This window comes from Paraburkholderia sp. J8-2, from assembly GCF_905220195.1.
GTDB lineage: Bacteria > Pseudomonadota > Gammaproteobacteria > Burkholderiales > Burkholderiaceae > Paraburkholderia.
This window is the reverse complement of record NZ_CAJMZA010000002.1, coordinates 679,589-699,427: the sequence shown is the minus strand read 5'-3', so window position 1 is coordinate 699,427 and position 19,839 is coordinate 679,589. Positions and strand designations below refer to the sequence as shown.

The following is a 19,839-nucleotide window of genomic DNA, read 5'->3' as shown; positions in this document are numbered from 1 at the left end:
TGACCAGCGCGCACTGAGAATCGCCGGAGAAACAAGCAATGAGTTACTGGATGCGGCGCTTGCGCGCCGTGTTGCCCTGGCTGATCGTGGGCCTGCTGTCGAGCGCAGCCGTGTTGCTCGCCCGCCTGCCCGCGGCCTGGATCGCGCCGCAGTTCGCGCGCGCGACTCAGGGGCACGTGAATCTGATCGATCCGGAAGGCTCGCTCTGGCACGGCTCCGCCACGTTGATGCTCGCCGCGGGCCAGGACGCGCGCGGCGCGACGCTGCTGCCGGGTCGCATTGTGTGGCGCACGGCGTTCTGGCCGCTTTTCGTCGCGCGTGTGCGCATGGAAATGCTGCAGACCGAGGCGATGCCCGACGCCGTTACCGTGGATGCGACGTTGCGCGGCGCGAACGTGAGCGCGGGCACGATCGCCGTGCCGGCCTCGCTGCTCGCGGGTCTCGGCGCGCCCTTCAACACGCTCGATCTGGACGGCAAGGTGCGGCTTGCGTGGAGCCCGTGGCGCGTGTTCGGCACGGATGCGTTCGGACGGCTGACCGTGTCGCTCGCCGACATGAGTTCGCGCGTTTCGCTCGTGAAGCCTCTCGGCACGTATCAGGTCGTGTTGCAGGCGCAAGGGGCGACGTCGACGCTCGATCTCTCGACGCAAAAAGGCCCGCTCATGCTCGAGGGACGCGGCTCGTTCTCGCGCGCGTTCGCCTCGTTCCAGGGCACCGCGAGCGCGGCGCCGGATCAGCGCGACAACCTGGCAGGCCTCTTGAATCTGCTGGGCCGCCCGATCGGGCCGGGAACCGTCGCGCTGACCTTCATGCGCTGACGTTCGCGGCTTGAGCGTGCGCCCGCCTGAGCGGGCGCGTACGCATTACTGCGGCTGGGCGGCCGCAACCGCCGGCGCGGACGCTGCTGAAGCCGCGACCGGCGCGGCCACGCTGCCCGTCTCGCGATCCATCTGCGCAGCATCCCAGCCGCCGCCCAGCGCCTTCACGAGCCCCACCGACGACACCATGCGCTGCCCGCCGAGGCTCACGAGCTTTTGCTGCGCGGTGAAGGCCGTGGCCTGCGCGGAAAGCACGTTCTGGAAATCGGTTGTGCCGGCTTTGTATTCGTTCGTGACGATCGAGAGTGCATGCTGCGCCGAATCCACCGCCTGCTGCTGCACGACGATTTCTTGCCCCAGGATGCGCTGCGAAGCGAGGTTGTCCTCCACGTCCTGGAACGCGGCCAGCACGGTTTGCCGGTAGGTGGCCACCTGCTGATCGTAGGCGGCGCGCGCGGCCTCGGTCTGCGCTTTACGCAGCCCGGCGTCGAAGATCGTGCCAGCAAGCGACGGCCCGAGGGTCCAGAAGCGCGACGGCAACTGCAGCAGCTGTGACATCACCGAGCTTTCAAAACCGCCGCTTGCGGAAAGCGTGAGCGTCGGGAAGTACGCCGCGATGGCGACGCCGATCTGCTCATTGGCGGAGGCCGCCTTGCGCTCTGCCGAGGCGATGTCGGGCCTGCGCTCGAGCAACGCAGACGGCATGGCGAGCGGCACCGTGGGCGGCGTGGCGGTGAGCGGCGACGGCGGGATCGAGAACGTGGAGGCGGGCTGGCCGACCAGCACGGCGATCGCGTGCTCGTCCTGCGCGCGCGCCACACCATTGTCGATTGCCGAAGCCTGGGCAGACTGCAATTGCGTTTGCGCCTGGATCACATCAGCGCGGCCCGCCACGCCTTGGGCATACTGATTTTGCGTGAGCTGCAGCGACTTCTGGTACGCCACAACCGTGTCATCGAGCAGCTTCTGCTGCGCGTCGAGCGAGCGCAACGTGAAGTAAGTCTGCGCAAGCGTGGCCTGCGCCGATAGACGCGCGTTTGCGAGATCGGCGGCGGCGCCCTGCTGGCTTGCCTCCTGCGAGCTGACGGTGCGGCTCACCTTGCCCCAGAGGTCGGGTTCCCAGGTGGCGTCGAGCCCCAGGCTGACGTTGTTGTTGATGGTGCCGCTCGACAAGCCACCGCTCGAGTTGGCTACGCGCGTGGGCGTGTACGAGCGTGTGCCCGAGAACGTACCGCTGATCACCGGAAAGTACGCCGCGCGTGCCTCGCCCACTAGCGCACGCGCCTGGCGATACGCGGCAGCGTATTGCGCAACGGTCTGATTGCTGGTGTTGAGCTGGTCCATCAGCGCATTGAGCTGCGCATCGTCGTAGATCAGCCACCAGGCGCCGCGGTCGGCGGTATCGGCGGGTTGCGCGACCTTCCATCCCTCGGGCGCTTCCTTGAACGAAGCGGGTACGGCGGCGCTGGGCCGGTGATAGTCGGGGCCGACTGCGCAGCCTGCCAACTGGAACGCGAGCGCGGCGGCTGCGCACAGCGCCAACGTGGAAAGCGACGTGGGCGCGCGGCGCGCCAAGGACCCGGCGGATCCCGTGGAGGCGCCGGGGCGGACGAAACGGCAATGCATGCAAGGATTCCTGTCGATGCAACCGGCGCGCAGTCGGGCGGCCGGGCGCGCACGGGGTTGTCGCGTTGCGGCAATGGTAGCGTACGCGCGAGTGATTACACGGAATCCGAAAGCTTACGCGTTGGAAGGGTTGGCGGGTGTTACGGCGTGCGACGCGCAGGTTACGCGTCGTTACGGCGGCGCTTCGGTGCGCGGCAGGCGAGCTGGGTGCCTGCGCACGCGGGTGCGGCACTCGCCGCTGTCGCCGCTGTTGCCTTCGCGGGCGTGGCCGGCACGACCGCCCCCGCCGCTGCGGGTTCTTGCCGCGTGCGCCGACGCTGCGCCCACACCACGGCCACAACCGCGATCGAGCCGCCCGGCAGCGCAAACATGGCCGCGTACAACGCGAGCTTGCGCGAGCGCGCCCACCACGAACCCGCGCTAGCCTTCGTGAAAGCCAGGCGGGCGGTGTCGGTGACGGAACGGCCAAGGCCGCCAAGCGCGTTGATCAGGTAAAGCATGATGCCCAAACGGGTGAACGTAGAAGAATGAAACTGGTTGCCTGTCATAATATTGACTATGCAACCAAATCACAACATACTTTGCAGCGCATCAATGCAACTGTTGTTTTTACGCGCCGATCACTGCGGCAGAGACGGTTGCGGTGCGCGACGAGATTTATCTGCCTGAGCAGCGAAGTAACCCGTTATAATTCGCTCGTTTTTTGAGAGGCTGCAAAGCGAACTGCGATGAGCGACGGTCCTTTCGTCCCGACCAGGCTGGGCGTCGAGCCAAGTCTCGGCTATTTCCTCTCGACTGCGCGCAATGTGCTGGCCGGGCGCATCGACCGGGCGGTTGCGCCGCTCGGGCTCACATCGTCGCAAATTGGTGTGATTCTTTTATTGTGGTTCGAGCGCGCCAGCACGCCGAACGAGATGTCGCGCGCGCTCTCGTACGACACCGGCTCCATGACGCGCATGCTCGACCGGCTGGAGAAGAAGGGCTTTCTCGAGCGGCGGCGCAGCCAGGCGGATCGCCGGGTCGTGGAGCTGGCACTGACGGATCAGGGGCGCACGGCGGCGCAGCAATTGCCCGACCTGATCGCCGCGGAGATGTCCGAGCAGTTGCGCGGCTTCGCACCCGAAGAAGTCGCAACGCTCGTCCATTTGCTGCAGCGCTTCATCGCGAATGACGGTTCGACCACGCCGCTATGCGCATCGACGAACGACAGCGGTAAAGACGCGCAAGCGCCGACGCAGGAACGCGGCGACTAGCAACGTTGTACGACGCGCCGCAGCGCAGCATTGGGTGTAGTTTGATCCAATCACTGTCTGGGCAGAAAATGCACAGACACGGAATAGCAAGTCGGTGTGCGCTGCGCTTCGGGTGCAGAACCGGCCGACCCAACAAGGACACGCAACATGGCAGCTTCCTCCGCGGTGCCCGCGCAGGCCGGACCCGCACCGTTTTCCGGCGGCACGCTCGCGCTCCTCACGGTCGGGCTCGCGCTCGGGACCTTCATGGAGGTGCTGGACACCTCGATCGCCAACGTGGCGGTGCCGACCATCTCGGGCAACCTGGGTGTCGCCAACAGCGAAGGCACGTGGGTCATCTCGTCGTATTCGGTTGCCTCAGCGATTGCCGTGCCGCTCACCGGATGGCTCGCGCGCCGCGTGGGCGAAGTCCGCCTTTTCACGATCTCCGTGCTGCTGTTCACGCTGGCCTCGGCCGCGTGCGGCTTTGCGACGAACTTCGAGACGCTCATTGCATTCCGTCTCGTGCAAGGGCTCGTTTCCGGGCCGATGGTCCCGCTGTCGCAGACCATCCTCATGCGCTCCTACCCGCCTGCCAAGCGCGGGCTCGCGCTCGGTCTCTGGGCGATGACCGTGATCGTCGCGCCTATCTTCGGACCGGTCATGGGCGGCTGGATCACCGACAACTACACGTGGCCGTGGATCTTCTACATCAACGTGCCGATTGGCCTGTTCTCGGGCATCTGTGCCTACTTGCTGCTGCGCGGACGCGAAACGAAGACGACGAAGCAGCGCATCGACGCCGTGGGCCTCGCGCTGCTCGTGATCGGCGTGTCGTGCCTGCAGATGATGCTCGACCTCGGCAAGGACCGCGACTGGTTCAACTCGACGTTCATCGTCACGCTCGCGATCATCGCGGTGGTTGCGCTCGCGTTCATGCTTGTGTGGGAGGCGACGGAAAAGGAGCCCGTGGTCGATCTATCGCTCTTTCGCGACCGCAATTTCGCGCTCGGCGCGATGATCATCTCGTTCGGCTTCATGGCGTTCTTCGGCTCGGTGGTGATCTTCCCGCTCTGGCTGCAAACGGTCATGGGCTATACCGCGGGCCTCGCGGGTCTGGCCACCGCGCCGGTGGGCCTGCTCGCGCTCGTGCTTTCGCCGCTCATCGGACGCAACATGCATCGGCTCGATCTGCGCATGGTCGCGAGCTTCGCATTCGTCGTGTTCGCGCTCGTTTCGCTCTGGAACTCGACGTTCACACTCGATGTGCCGTTCAATCACGTGATCCTGCCGCGTCTCGTGCAGGGTATCGGCGTGGCCTGCTTCTTCGTGCCGATGACGACCATCACGCTTTCGAGCGTCCCTGACGAGCGGCTCGCGAGCGCCTCGGGCCTTTCGAACTTTCTGCGCACGCTTTCGGGCGCGATCGGCACGGCGGTGAGCACGACGTTCTGGGAAGACGCGGCGATTTATCACCATGCCGTGCTCTCGGAATCGGTGAGCCAGTATTCGCCGAACACCATCGCCTACAAGGACGCGCTCGCCAGCCTGGGTTTTGCAGGCCAAAGCCTGACCGCCAAGCTCAACGACGTCGTGACGACGCAGGGCTACATGATGGCCACCAACGACTTCTTCCGCATCTCCTGTGCGATGTTTGTCGTGCTGGCCCTGCTGGTGTGGGTGACGAAGCCGAAAAAAGGCGCGGGACCGGCAATGGGTCATTGACGGTCCCACGAAAGGCCGCCCGCACGAAGCTGCGGGCAACTGGGTGCGCGTTGCGCGCGGCGTTACCGACGCCCCATTTATTGACGCTGCGTAATGCCGCTCGTTTCGATCTCGACGCGACGGTTCTTCGCGCGGCCCTCAGGCGTGGCGTTCGACGCGACCGGCTTCGCGAAGCCGTAGCCGTGCACTTCGTACTGGCTCGCGTGCAGGCCGTGCGACTGCAGATAGTTGCGCACCGTCTGCGCGCGGCGCAGCGAGAGGCGGTCGTTATAAGCCTTCGAGCCGACCGAGTCGGTGTAGCCGCTGATCACGATTGCGCCGATGTTCACATTGCTGCTTTCCTGGATGAACTGGTCGAGCGTCTGCTTGCCGCCGGGCAGCAGATCGGCCTTGTCGAACGCGAAGTTGGCGTCGGCATTGAGCGTGATCGTGCGCGGCTGGACCTGCGGAGCCGGAGGCGGCGTTTCGACGACCGGCGCCGGCGGCGGGGCCGGCGGCTGCGGCGTCTGACAGATGAACGTGATTTCGCGCGGATCGTCTTCCGGCTTGAACCCGGCAGCGGCGCGGTCCACCGACGAGACGCGCAGCGGCGTCTTGGTGCCGCAGACCTCGTTGACCTTCGCCATGCAGGTCTTGGAGCTTTCGAGCAAGCCGAGACACTGCACGCGGTACGCCTGTGAGCCGTTGGCCAGGGTGACGACGTCGAGATTGTGGGTGGGACCTGAGGCGGTAGTGCAGCCTGCGGCGGCGACGATTACGGCAGCCGCGGCACTGGTGGACAGAAGGCGCAGTTTCATTGTCGATTCGAGTTGTGGATGAGGATGAACGGCCCAGACCACGCAGGCCGAAGCCAGCCCAAGATACGGGCTCCCCAATCCCTCGCTCAATCAGACAATGCCTAAATCCGCAATACACGCCATTCGAAAGTCATCGTGGTGAAGCGACCGCTCTGAGCGCGCGCCAGCGCTGCCTACGCCTCGCGCGACCAGAGCCATATGCAGCGATCGACACAGAGGTCAATGCGCAGAGGTCAATGCGCGCTCGAAGCCGGCTCGGCCACCGCCGCGCCAGTCACGCCGGCCGTGTCGCCGCCTGCGCCGGTGGTCGTGTCGCCGGGAATGGGCGCGTCGACGCCCGTGCGCACGTACTGCTTGAACGCCGCGCCCGCCGACCACGGGTTGGGCCTGCAGCCGAGCGAGCTGTCGCAGTGCGCGGCGAAGCCGATCGTGGCCGTGCCGTCGGGGTTGGCCGACTTCGTGATTTCATAGGCGAGCAGGCGCCGGCCGCCGCCCGGGCCCGAGGTCTGGATCAGCGTGTCGGTCACGGTCTGCACTTCGTACTTCGAATGACTGCGCACCCAGCCCTCTGCGCGTTGCCACCAGAGATCGCATTCCGCCTTGTTCGAGCAGGTGAGCGGCGCGGTCGCGATCTGCATGACGTCGGGATCGACCTGCCCGCGCGACGCGCAGGCCGCAGCCGTTGCGCACAGCAGGATCGCAAGCATTCGTTTCATGGTGTGGATTCCTCCCGGAGTGAGCCGCATGGCGCGCGGCCCGTGCATTTTTTGGTGTTTTCAGTATCACTCGCCCGGCGCGCCCGTCGTCCGCGCAGGCCGGTAATGCGGCGCCTACCCTGGTTGGACCGCATCTGCACGCTGGCGTTGCGAGCAAATGCGGTGCCCGAGGCAAACTGCGAGGGGATGGGTACGCCGCAACGGCGCACTGGCTTGCCGCTCGAACGCGGCCTCGACGCTCTACTCAGACGCTGAAGCGATTGAGCGTATATGCGCGATACGCGGCGACGAACGCGTCGAACGAACCGACTTCGTCGCGCTCGAGTTGCGCCTGCTCTGCGAGCGATTCGCTCGCGAGCGTTTCGAACTCAGCCGTGACCGCCGTGTCGAGTGGACGCGCGAGAAATTGCGCGGCGTGGCGCTCGCTTTGTGCGAGTGCGAATTGCAGGAAGGACTGCTTGTTATCGCGCATGGTTTGCAGCACGCGCGCCGAAGGCGTGAGCGACGGGTCGGCCAGCTTCACGCGTTGTGCCGCGAGCGAGCGGGTATGCTCGTCGCTGCCGTGCGCCGCGTCGAGCACGGCGGCTGCGTGGCCGATTTTCTCGAACAGCTCCTGCGCCCACTCGTGCAGCGAGACGTCCTTGTTCTCGCGCTTGAGCGCGAGACCCGGGCGGCGCCCTTCTTTCGTTACGAGGCCAAAGTTTTCATTCGATTCGGCGTAAGCGTCGGCAGGCAGGAGCGGGCTTTCGTCCAGTGCGCACGCGAGCAGGTAGGCGTCGAGAAACCGTGCGGTTTCGAGTGAAATGCCGATGGGTTCGAACGGATCGATGTCCATGCAGCGTACCTCGACGTACTGCACGCCACGCGCGGCGAGCGCATGCAGCGGCCGCTCGCCCGGATGCGTTACGCGCTTGGGGCGAATTGTCGAGTAGAACTCGTTCTCGATCTGCAGCACGTTCGTGTTGATCTGCACCCATTCGCCGTCGCGATGCGTGCCGATCGCCTCGTAAGGCGGATACGGCTGGCTCACGGCTTGCGCGAGCGCGTCGAGATAGCCTGCCAGCGTGTCGTAGTCGGCGCGCAAGGCGGACTGGCCCGTCGTGTTCGAGTAGCCGAGATCGCTCATGCGCAGGCTCGTCGCGTACGGCAGATAGAGCGTGTCGGCGTCGAACGCTTCGAGCTTGTGCTCGCGGCCGCGCAGGAAGCGCGCGTCGAGCGCGGGCGACGCGCCGAACAGATACATGAGCAGCCAGTTCGTGCGGCGGAAATTGCGGATCAGCGCGAGGTAGCGCTCGGACTGATACTCGGTGAGCGACGCCGTGGACTGATGATGCGCGTGCAGCACGCGCCACACTTCGTCGCTCAGCGAATAGTTGTAGTGGATGCCGGCGATGCACTGCATGGTGCGGCCGTAGCGCAGCGCAAGACCCATGCGATACACGTACTTCAGGCGGCCGATGTTCGAGCTGCCGTAGCGCGCGATGGGAATGCCGTCGTCGGTGTCGGGCAAGAGGCCCGGCATCGATTCGTTCCAGAGCATTTCGCCGTCACGCGCAAGTACGGCGTAGACGTAGCGATGCAACTCGTCGAGCTTCGCGAGCGTGATCGACGCATCGGTCTCGGCAGGCGTGATGATCTCGATCAACGCTTCCGAATAGTCGGTGGTCAGCGACGGATGCGTGAGCGCCGAACCGAGCGCCGCGGCGTGCGGCGTCATGGCGAGGCGGCCGTCGCGCGTTACGCGCAGGCTTTCCTTCTCGATGCCGCGCAGACCGCGCGTGAGCGCGCCGCGATGTGGCCCGTCGCCCAGCACGGAAAGGCGCTGTGCGAGAACGTCGTTCGTGCGTGTTGAGATCGTGTCTGACATTGAGGCAAGTCGGGCTCGGGCCGGCTGCGCGGTGCTGCGAGCGCTCGCCGGCCGGGATTCTTTTCGGTAGCGGGCACTTTAACATCTCGCCGAAAGACCTGCTTGGGCCTGCCTCGGTTGGGGTTTTGACCCGCCGGCACGCGCTTCCCCGGGGGCGGCGCCCGGTCCCTTGCCCTTCCTTGCCTCGCCCTAGCCGCCGCGCGCCGCACCCGCTCGATCGGCGATTTCGTTCCACAAATGCATGGCGGCGTACGCGCGCCAGGGGCGCCATGTGTCGGTGCGGGTGCGCTGTTGGGTCGCGCGCACGAGCGCCGGATCGCGCGCCGCGATGGCCTGCATCAGCACGAGATCGGTCGCGGGCCACGCGTTCGCGTCGCGCCACGCGCGCATTGCGACGTATTCCACGGTCCACGGCCCGATGCCAGGCAACGCGAGCAGCGCGGCGCGCATCGCGTCGAGGTCGGCGGCCTCTGGCGCGATAGTGTCGATTTGTCTGTTTTGGCGCTTGGTGCGCGGCTTTTCCTGATCTTTTTCTGCTTTCTCTGCGTAGGCGCGTTCGATTTTCACCACACCGCTCGCCACGGCCTGCGCGAAGCCCTGCAGCGCGGCCACGCGCTTGCCCGGCATGCCGATGCCCGCAAGATCGGCGGCGGCGAGCGCAGCGGGCGTGGGAAAGCGCCACGCTGTGCGCGCGTGCGCGTGGCCGTCGATGCGCTTGCCCACGCGTTCGACGAGGCGCCCGACAATGGTCGTGGCCGCTTTCACGCTGACTTGCTGCCCGACGATCGCGCGCACCACGAGTTCGAAGCCCGACCACGCGCCGGGTACGCGAAGCCCCGGCACGGCCGCGACGAGCGGCGCAAGCCATGGATCGCAGCTCAGATGCGCGGCGACTGCAGCAGGATCGGCGTGCACGTCGAACATGCGTGAGAGCGGCGCGGCAAGCGCCGCAGCGTGTGCGCTGACGGGCCCATCGACCTGCACGACGAGGCAATGCTTGCGCGCGTGACGGCGTACGGCGAGCGTGCCGCTCGCGCCGTTGAAGTCGATCGCGCGCAGCCACGCGCCGTCCTCCACCGCTTCGACGCCCGGCGTTGCGCGGCCGCTGAAAAAGCGCAGGACGCGCGGCCAGTCGTAGGGCGCGCGAAACGGCAGTTCGAGTGTGGCGCTCGGTGTTTGCGACTCGGTTTGTGCTTCGGGTTGTGGGGCGATGACACTCAAGCAGCGGTCTCCGGTGTTTTGGCGCGGTTCGAGGTCGAACGGTTGTCTTTCGTGCTTTTTGTTGATCGCGTGGTTCCCTGCGATGCACGGATCTCGCCGGCGCGCGATTCAGCGTCGATCAGCGCCGCCTTGCGCTCGAGCCCCCAGCGATAACCCGCGAGCGAGCCGCCCTTCTGCACGACGCGATGGCACGGAATCGCCAGCGCCACCGGATTCGACGCGCACGCGCTAGCCACGGCCCGCACCGCGCGCGGTGCGCCGAGCGTTTCGGCGATCTGCGTGTAGCTGCGCGTCTCGCCGTAGGGAATGCGCTGGAGCGCGTCCCACACGCGCTGCTGGAACGCCGTCGCGGCAATGTCGAGCGGCAGATCGAAACGCTCGCGCCGGCCATGCAGATACGCGTCGATCTGCGCGGCGAACGGCGCGACCGCGGCCTTGTCCTCAATGCACTGCGCGTTCGCGAAATCGGCCGTGAGCGCGGCGGTGAGCGTCGTGGCATCGTCGCCGAACGCAATCCGGCAAATGCCCTTTGCCGTTGCCGCGATCAGCACGAAGCCGATCGGTGTGGGCGTGGCGGCGTAGTGAATCGTCAATCCCGCGCCCTTGCGGCGATACGCGGAAGGCGCCATGCCCAGCTCGCCCGGCACGCTGTGATAGAGCCGCGACGACGAGCCGAAGCCGGCGTCGGCGCTTGCGCGCGTGACGTCGGCGCCCTCGCCCAGCGCGTCGCGCAGCACGGCCCCGCGGCGCGCCGCCTGATATTGGCGCGGCGAGACGCCCAGCACGCGCTTGAAGAGGCGCTGCAGATGAAATGGGCTCAGATGCACGGCTTCGCCCAACTGCGCGAGCGTGAGCCGTTCTTGCGGGTCGGCGTCGAGCGCCGCACAGGCGCGCCGCACGATTTCCAGCTCGCGCGGCAGGCCGCCCGGGCGGCAGCGCTTGCATTCGCGATAGCCGGCGGCGCGTGCGTCGTCGGCCTCGACGAAGAATTCGATGTTCTCGCGCCGCGGCAGCCGCGACGCGCACGACGGGCGGCAGAACACGCCGGTCGTGCGCACGGCGTAGAAGAATGCGCCGTCGGCGCGGGCGTCGCGCGACGTGACGGCTTGCCAGCGGTCGGTGTCGTTCGTCCACTCGCGCGCTGGCGTGTCCTTGGCTTTTGCAGGTTTCATCGCTGGTTTCATTTCAGGGACGGCGCTCATTTGAGGGCTCCTCGTGGTGCCTGTATGTATGCCCTCACTCTAGCTTCGCGTACGGACGATAGCGCGCCGGATCTTGCGCTGTCATTGCGGTCGGCATGGGCCATGAGCGTGCCCTTGCCGGGTACTTATCTGGCACTTTTATGGCCCTCGGTGAATCCCTGGTGGCGCGTTGCCGATTCCCGTGCGACAAAATAGTAACTTTGCGGGTTTTCCCTTAAAAAGTTGTTGCATCGCGTCAGTCGACTCGGTATAGTGGTTCCTGTCTCCTCCATGTCTCCTCCTGATATGGATTAAGCCCGCTCACAGCAGCGGGCTTTTTTTCGTCCAGCGTTTCTCTCCCCCACCCGCTATTCTCCGCCGATTGCCGTTCGCGAGGCCCGCTGCCATGCGCGCATTCTGCGCAGCCCTGCGTCCACAGGTTCATCATGGAAGCCCTGCACGACCTCGAGGACGCCATGCGGATAAAGATTCGTGAGATCGACCACGTCGTCATTCGAACAGCCGATCTGGCCGCCATGACGCGTTTCTATTGCGAAGTGCTCGGCTGCGAGCCGGAGCGTGAGCAGCGCGATCTCGGGCTCACGCAGTTGCGCGCGGGACGCTCGCTCATCGATCTCGTGACGATCGGCGGTCCGCTCGACCGGGGCGCCGGCGCGCCGCCTGCTGGCGCAAGCGGCAACATGGATCATCTCTGTTTGCGTGTGGAGCCGTTCGATGCCGAGGCGCTCACGTCACATCTGACGCAGCATGGCGCGCGCCCCGGCAATGCCGTCGAGCGCTATGGGGCGGAAGGTTTGGGGCCGTCGCTGTATCTGTTCGACCCGGAAGGCAACATGGTGGAACTCAAGGGGCCGCCGCACGCCTGAACGCGCGCGCAGCCGGCTTTCACACGTTTTCGGGGGCCTTGAACACGCTCCATTCGACCGCCACGGGCTCGGCGCTCGTATTGCCGATCCAGGCCGCGCCGTCCTGCACCGTGCATTGCAGGCGCATGGTGCGCTCGGCCAGCGCGCCAAGCGACGCGGCAACGCCCTCGCCCAGCGACCAGACCGTGACGTTGCGCAGGCGCTCGACCTTGTTGCGCACGCCTTGCCACCAGATGTCGGAGGTCCGCCCGCCGTAGGCGATCACGATGACCTCGTCCGCGCGGCCGCTCGCCTTGGCAATACGGCGTTCGTCGGGCTGGCCCACCTCGATCCACGTTTCGATCGCGCCCGTGTAGTCCTTGCACCAGAGGTCGGGTTCGTCCGTATCGGAGAGGCCTTTGCAGAACTCGAGCCGCTCGCCCGCAAAGAGCGCAAACGCGGCGATGCGGACCATCATGCGGTCGTCGGTTTCGGAAGGATGGCGCGCGATCGTGAGCGCATGGTCGGCGTAATAGTGCCGGTCCATGTCCGCGATCTGCAGTTCTGCCTTGTAGATGGTTGATTTGAGTGCCATACCGAATTCCGGGCGCGCGAAAGCCGCACATGATAGCGAAGTTTCAAGCAAGCGACGTGCCGGTCGAGTCGACATGCAGCGTGTGTCGAACGCGACGACGCAATGCGGATGGTCTGAGGAGAACATGACGGGGGTTTGACAGCGGCGCGCGACGCGTTGGATCACGTCACGGCAGCGTGCCCCTCAATCACGATGGCCCGGCGCACGTGCGTCGGGCCACCTTGCGAGGGGCGCGTTGACACTTCACGAATATCTTCCGGGTGCGACTCGCACGCTTCGCGGGTGAGCGCAATCTCCGGCAGATGGGGATGCGAGCTTATTGCTTGATGAAGCGGTCGCTGGTCCAGAGACCTTGCTCATCGGCGTTCGCCGCGTTGACGAATTCGACGTCATGACCCACCACCTGTACGACGCGGAACGACTGGTTGTCGGGCGTGGACAGACACTGGAATCCGGTGAAGTACTCCTGCATCTGCTGACGCTCGCCCGCCTGCTCGTGCTGCGCGACGGCGTCGAGCTTGTCCTTCGAGAGGCAGCCATAGGAACCCGGCTTGAGCTGCACCGTTTGCTGCGGCTTCACGCCGACATCCTGAGCCTGAACCGCAAAGGCGCAAGCAAAGCTGGCCGCCACGGCGGCGATACCGGATAGCATTTTCATGTTTGCCTCCTGCGGGATTTTAGTCAGGTTAGCTATGTATTTAACTCTCATGCCGGACCCGCGTCTTTAAACATAGAAAACGGTTGAAAGACTGCAAGACCGACTTGTGTGCGCTTGCAACAGGCGTGGATGCTTGCAGCATGAAGTCGAGCGGCGCGATGGCATTCGGCTCGACGTCAAAGGGCGTCAAGCCGCACTCCGAAGCGTTGATTACAAGGCACCGTGCCTTATCCAACAAGCCGCAGCTGGTTATAGCCGGAATAGGACAATCGAACCGGCTTTGATTTAAGCGGTTTAGTAGACGCTGGAATGCGTAATGACGCGGCGCACCCAAAGTCGCCTGAGCGCCAATTGCTAGCGGGCGCATTAATGGATTGGCGACAGAATAAAATCGATGCCAGGGCGCGCCTGAAGCTATCGAAAAAAGGTCGCACGCCCTGCTTGCGTACCGCAAAAGTTCGTGGATAAATCGGGCTTCCCAACGGAGGAACCCCCATGACTTTCGCTCACTGGCTGCCGTTCGCGATTGCGTCGGCCATTCTCGTTGCCATTCCCGGCCCCACCGTGCTGCTGGTCGTTTCCTACGCGCTCGGCCACGGCCGACGCTACGCGCTCGCCACCACGGCTGGCGTTGCGCTCGGCGACTTCACGGCGATGACCGCGTCCATGCTCGGGCTTGGCGTGGTCCTGGCAGCCTCCGCCACGCTGTTCTCGGTGCTGAAATGGGTGGGCGCGGCCTATCTGATCTACCTCGGCGTGAAGCTCTGGCGCGCGCCGGTTGGCGAAGGCGCCGCGCCGGACACGTCCGAGACGCGCACTGGCCGCATCTTCGCGCACGCGTATGCGGTCACCGCGCTCAACCCGAAGAGCATCATTTTCTTCGTCGCCTTCGTGCCGCAGTTCATCGACCCGCATGCGGCCATGACGCCGCAGATCGTCGTGTTCGAGGCCACGTTCCTCGTGCTCGCAACGCTCAACGCCGTCTTCTACGCACTGCTCGCAGCGGCCGCGCGCAAGGTCGTGCGCAGCCCGCGCGTGCAGCGCGCGATCAATCGCACCGGCGGCACGCTGCTCATCGGCGCTGGGCTCTTTGCCGCCGCGTGGAGAAAGTCGGCGGCATAACGGCCTCCTTTTTTGGCGCGATTGCGGCCGTGACGCGGGCCAGGTTTCGAGGCCCGCGAACCGGGCACGCAGGCTGCTCAGGCTGGCTTGTGATGGTTGGCGAACATTGTTTTGCGCACTGGATGTGCAAACTGTCGCGTCCCGGCTACAATGCAGTTGCAAACCGCTTGACAACCAGGAGGTTATCGTGATCGAACACGTAATACTGGGCGCGTTTCTGGTGATTCCCCTCGTCATTGTCGTCTTCCTGTTTTCCGACGAAATTCTCGAGGAGCATCGACAGCGCGTGGAAGCGGGCGACGGACACCATATGGACTGGCGTCATCCGTTGCGCAGCCTTTTGCATCACTGAGCGGGCGTACGCATCGCGCGGATGAACGCGCCGAAGCCTATGGGTGGCACTCGTGGAATTCGAGTTCTCCTGGATGGCGTACTTCGTCGCATTGTTCGTGCTGATGGTGCTATCCATCGCGCTCACCCTTCTCTGTCCGTCTGCTGGGCAGCGCGGTAGCACACCGCGCTCGCAGGAGGCCGACGCGCACGACGGCGAGCACGCACGCTGACGGGACTCGCTCCCGGCCAGCGCGCGCTGCCAGGCCACATCTTCCCGTAATTCGGCGTTACTACTTGCAGCACCTGTATCCAGTATTCGGGCTGACAATCGGCCGCATGTTTTCAAAGGTTCTCAGGGAGAACGACATGCGAAAGATGGCGGCCGTTTTGGTGCTGGCGGGGTGTGCGGTGGCGGCAGGCCCCGCGAGCGCGCACGATCACGGCGGTGATGTGGTGGGTGCGCTGGTGGGCGGTGCGTTGATTGGCGCCGCGGTCGGCGCCGTGCTGAACAGCGGCCCGGCGGTGGTGTACCCGGCTCAGCCGGCCTATGTGCAGCCCGCGCCAGTGTATGCGCAGCCGGAGCCGGTCTATGCCGCCGCTCCGGCCGGCGCGGCATGCTACGACCAGTATTCGGGCCGCTATGTACCCTGCGCGCCGGCGCAACCCGCGCCGCCTCCGCCGCAATACGACGACGGCTACGTGCAGTCCGGCTACGGACAACAGCCGGTTTATGCGCAGCCCGGCGGCGGCTGGTAATTCAGGCAGCGGCGCGTGTACCAAGGCGCGCCGCGCTTCACGCGGATCGTTGCCTGCGCTTAGCCCGTTTGCTCGACGGGCGTGACCCTCAGGTCAAGCCGCTGCGTCAAGCGGATCACACCGATATCCACGGCGCGATCAATGCGCGAAACGTCGAAGAGACGCTGCAGCGTGTCGATGCCGTCCACGGGCAGACCGTCGATCGTCACGATCGTGTCGTCCACGCGCAGGCCGCCGAGCGCGGCTGGACTGCCCTTGACGATCTCCATCACCCGCACGCCGGTAGTTGCGCTCAGGTCGAAATAGCGCTGCACCCTGCGCGCGATCGGCACCGTGGTGCCGGCAATGCCGATATAGGCCCGGCGCACCCGGCCGTGCGCGAAGAGCTGCATGATGACCCACTTTGCCGTGTCGATGGCCGTGGCGAAGCAAATGGCCTGCGCACCCGGAATGATCGCCGTATTCACGCCAATCACCTGTCCCGCCGAATTGATCAGCGGTCCACCCGAGTTGCCCGGATTGAGCGCGGCATCGGTCTGGATTACGTCGTAGATCATGCGGCCGGACTCGGAGCGTAGCGAGCGGCCGAGCGCCGACACGACGCCCGTCGTCACCGTTTGCGCGAGGCCCAGCGGGCTGCCCACGGCGATCGCGATCTGTCCGACGCGCAGGCCCGCCGAATCGCCCAGCTGCGCATGCGGCAGCGCCTCTGGCGCGCCGATGCGCAACACGGCGAGGTCTGTGCTCGGGTCGTCGCCGACCAGGTCTGCACTCTGCGTCGAGCCGTCCGCGAGCGTGACGCTGAGCTTGCTTGCTCCGTGCACCACGTGGCTATTCGTCAGCAAGTAGCCGTCCGGGGTGAACAGGAAGCCCGAGCCGCTGCCGCCGCGTGCGGGCGCTTGGCCCGATGCGCGCCGCTCGACAGCAATGTGCGCGACGGCCGGCTGCACGCGCTCCAGCGCGCCGATCACAGTGCGCGAATAGGCGTCGAGGAGCGCGCCGTCGTCGATGCCCGCACGCTGGCCCGCGCCGTCGGGAGGGACGCCGCGAGCCAGATCGTCAATGAAGGAAGGTCGTCTGCCCACGATTCTCAATCTCCGAAAAAAGTGGGCTGTACATGCAGGGGGCGCGCGGCGTTTTCAAGAGCGCGAGCCGGACCCGTCAAAAGGTTAAGGATTGTTAAATCGGGGCGCAAACCGTTGCTGTGCAAGGGGCTGGCCGCGAGAATGGTGAGGCGGCGACAACCCCTCGGCGGCGCGTAGGATGCCTAATGGCAAGCTCTTGACCGCGGCCCCTGCCGCGGTCTTTTTTGTGCCTGCCGTCCCGGAAAAGAAAAAAGCCCGCTTGCGCGGGCTAATCCATGCTCGGGTGACATGGCGAGGTTAAGCGGGGCGAAGCAAAGTCGTGAACCGACGAGTCATGCGGCCAGCGCCTCTCGTGCCTTCGTGCCGAAGGCAGCCTGGCGCGTTTCGAGCTCGAGCATGAGCGCGTCGACCGCCCGGAACTGGGATGGCGTGATCTGGGCGCGGTCGAGCAACGCGGAGAGGCGCTCGTACCAATAATCGAATGAAAAGACGGCCGGCGTCGTGCCAGCGGATAACGAGGGCGCCATTGCGCGCGTGATGTGCGCGATCTCGTCGTCGATGAATCTCATGGTTGCCCCCGTGTGCCGGCCCAGCGTCTTGTGAAAGCGTGTCTCGCCACTTTAGTTCGGCGGTGGCGCGTGTACAGCTATCACATCGGATAGGTCAAGTTCAAAGATCAGACGTCAACCTTTCAAGGGCCTTGTTATGGTCCCCTTAATGTCGCCAGCCGTGACCGTAATAGCCGCCCAGGCCAACCCCGATATCCACCGAAGGCGCCGCATAGTAGCCCGGCGCGTAACCATAGGCTGGCGCAGGCGCGTACGCGTATGGCGGCGCCACCACACAACCCGTGAGGCCAGCCGACAAGGCAACCAGAGCCATTGCGCAGAAGAGTGTTTTCATAGTCGTTCTCCTATGGCACCGATTGTCGACGAGGCACGCCGGGGCAATGGTTTGGAAAAGCAACGATGTGTGTCCACAAATTACAGCCGCCCGCAATGGACGCCGTGGTTTGATGGTGGGAAGAGGGTCGTGTTAGCGAGCGGAAGAGACGGGGCGCGCCCGTTAAAGAATCGACTGCTAGTGAATTGATAAATGAATCGCACTACGAATTAAATGACGTTGCAGTTAACTCGTAGTGCGCAACGGAGAGGCTGAACAAGCATTGCTTTTGAGCGCGTCGCCAGGTTGGCTTGGGGGCGGCGGAAAAAGCGCCCAGGCCGTGAGGCCCGAGCGAAGCCGTCGAGTCAACGACGGCGGAGGTATTCATTCAGGTATGCGAAGTGATTGCCGTGGATCATGGCAAGCGTCTTAGCGGTATTGCCGTGTTACGGATGGTTATACATTGCGTTCCAGTCGGACTTGGGCACCGCCGGGCGGCCCGCATCCGAGTTGCCTGCTGCCGCGCCGCCATAGCCGCTCGTTGCGCCGTTCGCGGCGGCCACCTTGGCTTCGGCGGCGAGAAGGTCGTCGGGGTAGTGCGGGTCGGCCCCTGCGCCCGGACGCCAGCCTGCCTTCTCGAGCTGCACGAGCTCGGCGCGCACCTGGGCGCGGGTAATGGGCGCATTCGACTGCGCGAACGATGCCACCGGCACGACGAGGGCAACGGCAACGGCTACGGTCTGGATCAGGGACTTCATGCTAACTACCTCCTTTGGCTTTTGGTTCGGCGCGACAACATGTCTGCATCCGATGAGCGAAAGTCTAGGAGGATTGCCGCCGAGGGTTAACCCTCGTGTTTCGAAGGGATTGTTCCAGGCGGCGGAAGAATGGGTGGGGCGCGATGCGGGGTTACTTCCCGATACAAAACCGGCTGAAGATCACACCCAGCAGGTCATCGGACGTGAATTCACCGGTGATCGAATTCAGCGACTCCTGCGCGAGGCGCAGCTCTTCGGCGAACAGATCGAGCAATTGTGAATTCTGGTCGGCGTGCGCCGCCGCATGCGCGAGATGCTCGCGCGCAGCGCGCAGCGCGATGAGATGCCGCTCGCGTGCGAGATAGACGCTCTGCGCGTCCGCCTGCCAGCCTGCAATGCGCAGCAGCTCCGCGCGCAGCAGCCCGATACCATCGCCCTGTTTCGCCGAAAGACGCAACTCGCAGACTTCACTACCGCTAACTGCGCGACGCATCGCCACTTCGGGCGCTACGCCCGTCAGGTCGGTCTTGTTGAGCACGCGGACGACCGGCACACCGGCAGGAAAGCGCGCGGCGATCGCCTCGTCTTCGGCGTTCATGCCCGTGCGCGCATCGAGCAGATGCAGCACCACATCCGCGCGGCCGATTTCGCTCCACGTGCGCTCGATGCCGATCTTCTCGACCTCGTCCTCGGTGTCGCGCAAACCTGCTGTGTCGATCACATGCAGCGGAATGCCTTCGACCTGGATGGTTTGGGAAATCTTGTCGCGCGTCGTGCCGGCAACGGGCGTCACGATCGCGAGTTCTGCGCCTGCCAGCGCGTTCAGCAGCGACGACTTGCCCACGTTGGGCTGTCCTGCGAGCACGACGGAAAGTCCTTCGCGCAGCAAAGCACCCTGGCGCGCCTCGGAGAGCACGTGGTCGAGTTGTGCTCGAATGCGCGCGAGCTTGCCACGCGCGTCGGCAGCCTCGAGGAAGTCGATCTCCTCTTCGGGGAAATCGAGCGTCGCCTCAACGAGCATGCGCAACGTGACGACGTCGTCCACGAGCGCGTGGATGTCACGCGAGAATGCGCCGTCGAGCGAGCGGCCGGCCGAGCGCGCGGCCGCTTCCGTACTCGCCTCGATCAGGTCGGCCACGGCTTCCGCCTGGGCCAGATCGAGTTTGTCGTTGAGGAACGCGCGCCGCGTGAATTCGCCAGGCTCGGCGAGGCGTAATCCGAACTCGCGGCCGGCTTCGATACAGCGCTGCAAAACGAGCTGCAGCACGATCGGGCCGCCGTGCCCCTGCAGTTCGAGCACATGCTCGCCAGTGTACGAATGCGGCGCGGGAAAGGACAACGCGATACCGCGATCGAGCACGGTGCCAGCGCCGTCGAGGAAGGGCACGTAGCTCGCATGGCGCGCAACCAGGTTCTGGCCGGTGAGGGCCTGCATCAACGCTGCGGTCGCCGCCGCGCCCGCGCGGCCGGCCGAAACCCGCACGACGCCGATCCCGCCGCGTCCGGGCGCAGTTGCGATGGCGACGATGGGATCGGTATCGGTGGCGAGCATGATGGGTGTGGACCGTGGAGCAGGGCTGAAATCAGGACTAAGTGCGGGG

General features: G+C 65.3%; 22 protein-coding genes. 8 read left to right on the top strand and 14 right to left on the bottom strand.

Annotation, left to right across the window (positions count from 1 at the left end; genetic code table 11):
- The first annotated feature begins 38 nt into the window (after positions 1-38).
- Positions 39-818: a type II secretion system protein N gene (locus U5A52_RS08465; RefSeq protein ID WP_321934474.1), complete on the top strand. Its 780-nt coding sequence runs from the start codon at positions 39-41 to the stop codon at positions 816-818.
- 45 nt (positions 819-863) lie between these two features.
- Here the strand turns inward: U5A52_RS08465 and U5A52_RS08460 are convergent, their stop codons facing one another.
- Entirely contained in the window at positions 864-2,444 is a 1,581-nt protein-coding gene (locus U5A52_RS08460; protein ID WP_321934473.1) for an efflux transporter outer membrane subunit, read from the bottom strand.
- A 161-nt stretch (positions 2,445-2,605) separates the two neighbouring features.
- Positions 2,606-2,944, bottom strand: a complete 339-nt coding sequence (locus U5A52_RS08455) for a hypothetical protein (RefSeq protein WP_321934472.1) — start codon at positions 2,942-2,944, stop codon at positions 2,606-2,608.
- Between the two features lie 228 nt (positions 2,945-3,172).
- Between U5A52_RS08455 and U5A52_RS08450 the strand changes: the two genes are divergently transcribed.
- Both U5A52_RS08450 and U5A52_RS08445 read left to right on the top strand, forming a co-directional pair.
- Positions 3,173-3,697: a MarR family transcriptional regulator gene (locus tag U5A52_RS08450; protein ID WP_321907244.1), complete on the top strand. Its 525-nt coding sequence runs from the start codon at positions 3,173-3,175 to the stop codon at positions 3,695-3,697.
- Positions 3,698-3,844: 147 nt separating this feature from the next.
- Positions 3,845-5,401, top strand: a complete 1,557-nt coding sequence (locus tag U5A52_RS08445) for a DHA2 family efflux MFS transporter permease subunit (protein WP_321907245.1) — start codon at positions 3,845-3,847, stop codon at positions 5,399-5,401.
- Between the two features lie 77 nt (positions 5,402-5,478).
- On the opposite strand, the gene U5A52_RS08440 is transcribed toward U5A52_RS08445, so the two are convergent.
- From U5A52_RS08440 to ada, 5 genes are all read right to left on the bottom strand, one after another.
- Positions 5,479-6,198 (bottom strand): OmpA family protein, encoded by a 720-nt coding sequence (locus U5A52_RS08440; protein ID WP_321907247.1) that lies wholly within the window; start codon positions 6,196-6,198, stop codon positions 5,479-5,481.
- A gap of 233 nt (positions 6,199-6,431) precedes the next feature.
- A complete protein-coding gene (locus tag U5A52_RS08435) occupies positions 6,432-6,914 on the bottom strand; it encodes a hypothetical protein (protein WP_321934471.1) in 483 nt (160 codons plus the stop codon).
- A 244-nt stretch (positions 6,915-7,158) separates the two neighbouring features.
- The gene (gshA, locus tag U5A52_RS08430) at positions 7,159-8,781 is read right to left on the bottom strand and encodes a glutamate--cysteine ligase (RefSeq protein ID WP_321934470.1); all 1,623 of its coding nucleotides are present in this window, start codon (positions 8,779-8,781) and stop codon (positions 7,159-7,161) included.
- Between the two features lie 189 nt (positions 8,782-8,970).
- Entirely contained in the window at positions 8,971-9,993 is a 1,023-nt protein-coding gene (locus U5A52_RS08425) for a DNA-3-methyladenine glycosylase family protein (protein WP_321934525.1), read from the bottom strand.
- Between the two features lie 5 nt (positions 9,994-9,998).
- Complete coding sequence (gene ada, locus U5A52_RS08420; RefSeq protein ID WP_321907251.1) at positions 9,999-11,174, bottom strand: bifunctional DNA-binding transcriptional regulator/O6-methylguanine-DNA methyltransferase Ada; 1,176 nt, start codon at positions 11,172-11,174, stop codon at positions 9,999-10,001.
- Positions 11,175-11,659: 485 nt separating this feature from the next.
- Between ada and U5A52_RS08415 the strand changes: the two genes are divergently transcribed.
- Complete coding sequence (locus tag U5A52_RS08415) at positions 11,660-12,070, top strand: VOC family protein (protein WP_321934524.1); 411 nt, start codon at positions 11,660-11,662, stop codon at positions 12,068-12,070.
- A 19-nt stretch (positions 12,071-12,089) separates the two neighbouring features.
- Here U5A52_RS08415 and U5A52_RS08410 read toward each other — a convergent pair whose 3' ends face one another.
- Positions 12,090-12,644, bottom strand: a complete 555-nt coding sequence (locus U5A52_RS08410) for a YaeQ family protein (protein WP_321907254.1) — start codon at positions 12,642-12,644, stop codon at positions 12,090-12,092.
- Positions 12,645-12,960: 316 nt separating this feature from the next.
- Positions 12,961-13,302 (bottom strand): surface attachment protein Sap1, encoded by a 342-nt coding sequence (gene sap1, locus U5A52_RS08405; RefSeq protein ID WP_321907255.1) that lies wholly within the window; start codon positions 13,300-13,302, stop codon positions 12,961-12,963.
- A gap of 495 nt (positions 13,303-13,797) precedes the next feature.
- On the opposite strand from sap1, the gene U5A52_RS08400 reads away from it, so the two are divergent.
- The 4 genes from U5A52_RS08400 to U5A52_RS08385 all read left to right on the top strand — a co-directional run bounded on the left by U5A52_RS08400 (position 13,798) and on the right by U5A52_RS08385 (position 15,513).
- Positions 13,798-14,424, top strand: coding sequence for a LysE family translocator (locus U5A52_RS08400; protein WP_321907257.1), 627 nt, complete (start codon positions 13,798-13,800; stop codon positions 14,422-14,424).
- 187 nt (positions 14,425-14,611) lie between these two features.
- Complete coding sequence (locus tag U5A52_RS08395) at positions 14,612-14,776, top strand: hypothetical protein (RefSeq protein WP_176732878.1); 165 nt, start codon at positions 14,612-14,614, stop codon at positions 14,774-14,776.
- 43 nt (positions 14,777-14,819) lie between these two features.
- The gene (locus tag U5A52_RS08390; RefSeq protein WP_321907260.1) at positions 14,820-14,987 is read left to right on the top strand and encodes a hypothetical protein; all 168 of its coding nucleotides are present in this window, start codon (positions 14,820-14,822) and stop codon (positions 14,985-14,987) included.
- Positions 14,988-15,123: 136 nt separating this feature from the next.
- The gene (locus U5A52_RS08385) at positions 15,124-15,513 is read left to right on the top strand and encodes an ecotin precursor (RefSeq protein WP_321934469.1); all 390 of its coding nucleotides are present in this window, start codon (positions 15,124-15,126) and stop codon (positions 15,511-15,513) included.
- A 59-nt stretch (positions 15,514-15,572) separates the two neighbouring features.
- On the opposite strand, the gene U5A52_RS08380 is transcribed toward U5A52_RS08385, so the two are convergent.
- From U5A52_RS08380 to mnmE, 5 genes are all read right to left on the bottom strand, one after another.
- Entirely contained in the window at positions 15,573-16,598 is a 1,026-nt protein-coding gene (locus tag U5A52_RS08380; RefSeq protein WP_415773646.1) for a S1C family serine protease, read from the bottom strand.
- A gap of 332 nt (positions 16,599-16,930) precedes the next feature.
- Complete coding sequence (locus tag U5A52_RS08375; RefSeq protein WP_321934468.1) at positions 16,931-17,167, bottom strand: hypothetical protein; 237 nt, start codon at positions 17,165-17,167, stop codon at positions 16,931-16,933.
- Positions 17,168-17,312: 145 nt separating this feature from the next.
- The gene (locus U5A52_RS08370; RefSeq protein WP_321907266.1) at positions 17,313-17,501 is read right to left on the bottom strand and encodes a hypothetical protein; all 189 of its coding nucleotides are present in this window, start codon (positions 17,499-17,501) and stop codon (positions 17,313-17,315) included.
- Positions 17,502-17,926: 425 nt separating this feature from the next.
- Positions 17,927-18,238 carry a DUF4148 domain-containing protein gene (locus U5A52_RS08365; protein WP_321907268.1) on the bottom strand — a complete coding sequence of 104 codons (312 nt, stop codon included), beginning with the start codon at positions 18,236-18,238 and terminating at the stop codon, positions 17,927-17,929.
- A gap of 151 nt (positions 18,239-18,389) precedes the next feature.
- A complete protein-coding gene (gene mnmE / locus U5A52_RS08360) occupies positions 18,390-19,790 on the bottom strand; it encodes a tRNA uridine-5-carboxymethylaminomethyl(34) synthesis GTPase MnmE (RefSeq protein ID WP_321907269.1) in 1,401 nt (466 codons plus the stop codon).
- Positions 19,791-19,839: the final 49 nt, after the last annotated feature.

Bases quoted from the DNA above. Each gene is read 5' to 3' on its own strand.
- U5A52_RS08465 (WP_321934474.1), top strand. From the start codon at position 39: ATGAGTTACTGGATGCGGCGCTTGCGCGCCGTGTTGCCCTGGCTGATC.
- U5A52_RS08460 (WP_321934473.1), bottom strand. From the start codon at position 2,444: ATGCATTGCCGTTTCGTCCGCCCCGGCGCCTCCACGGGATCCGCCGGG.
- U5A52_RS08455 (WP_321934472.1), bottom strand. From the start codon at position 2,944: ATGCTTTACCTGATCAACGCGCTTGGCGGCCTTGGCCGTTCCGTCACC.
- U5A52_RS08450 (WP_321907244.1), top strand. From the start codon at position 3,173: ATGAGCGACGGTCCTTTCGTCCCGACCAGGCTGGGCGTCGAGCCAAGT.
- U5A52_RS08445 (WP_321907245.1), top strand. From the start codon at position 3,845: ATGGCAGCTTCCTCCGCGGTGCCCGCGCAGGCCGGACCCGCACCGTTT.
- U5A52_RS08440 (WP_321907247.1), bottom strand. From the start codon at position 6,198: ATGAAACTGCGCCTTCTGTCCACCAGTGCCGCGGCTGCCGTAATCGTC.
- U5A52_RS08435 (WP_321934471.1), bottom strand. From the start codon at position 6,914: ATGAAACGAATGCTTGCGATCCTGCTGTGCGCAACGGCTGCGGCCTGC.
- gshA (WP_321934470.1), bottom strand. From the start codon at position 8,781: ATGTCAGACACGATCTCAACACGCACGAACGACGTTCTCGCACAGCGC.
- ada (WP_321907251.1), bottom strand. From the start codon at position 11,174: ATGAAACCTGCAAAAGCCAAGGACACGCCAGCGCGCGAGTGGACGAAC.
- U5A52_RS08415 (WP_321934524.1), top strand. From the start codon at position 11,660: ATGCGGATAAAGATTCGTGAGATCGACCACGTCGTCATTCGAACAGCC.
- U5A52_RS08410 (WP_321907254.1), bottom strand. From the start codon at position 12,644: ATGGCACTCAAATCAACCATCTACAAGGCAGAACTGCAGATCGCGGAC.
- sap1 (WP_321907255.1), bottom strand. From the start codon at position 13,302: ATGAAAATGCTATCCGGTATCGCCGCCGTGGCGGCCAGCTTTGCTTGC.
- U5A52_RS08400 (WP_321907257.1), top strand. From the start codon at position 13,798: ATGACTTTCGCTCACTGGCTGCCGTTCGCGATTGCGTCGGCCATTCTC.
- U5A52_RS08385 (WP_321934469.1), top strand. From the start codon at position 15,124: ATGCGAAAGATGGCGGCCGTTTTGGTGCTGGCGGGGTGTGCGGTGGCG.
- U5A52_RS08375 (WP_321934468.1), bottom strand. From the start codon at position 17,167: ATGAGATTCATCGACGACGAGATCGCGCACATCACGCGCGCAATGGCG.
- U5A52_RS08370 (WP_321907266.1), bottom strand. From the start codon at position 17,501: ATGAAAACACTCTTCTGCGCAATGGCTCTGGTTGCCTTGTCGGCTGGC.
- U5A52_RS08365 (WP_321907268.1), bottom strand. From the start codon at position 18,238: ATGAAGTCCCTGATCCAGACCGTAGCCGTTGCCGTTGCCCTCGTCGTG.
- mnmE (WP_321907269.1), bottom strand. From the start codon at position 19,790: ATGCTCGCCACCGATACCGATCCCATCGTCGCCATCGCAACTGCGCCC.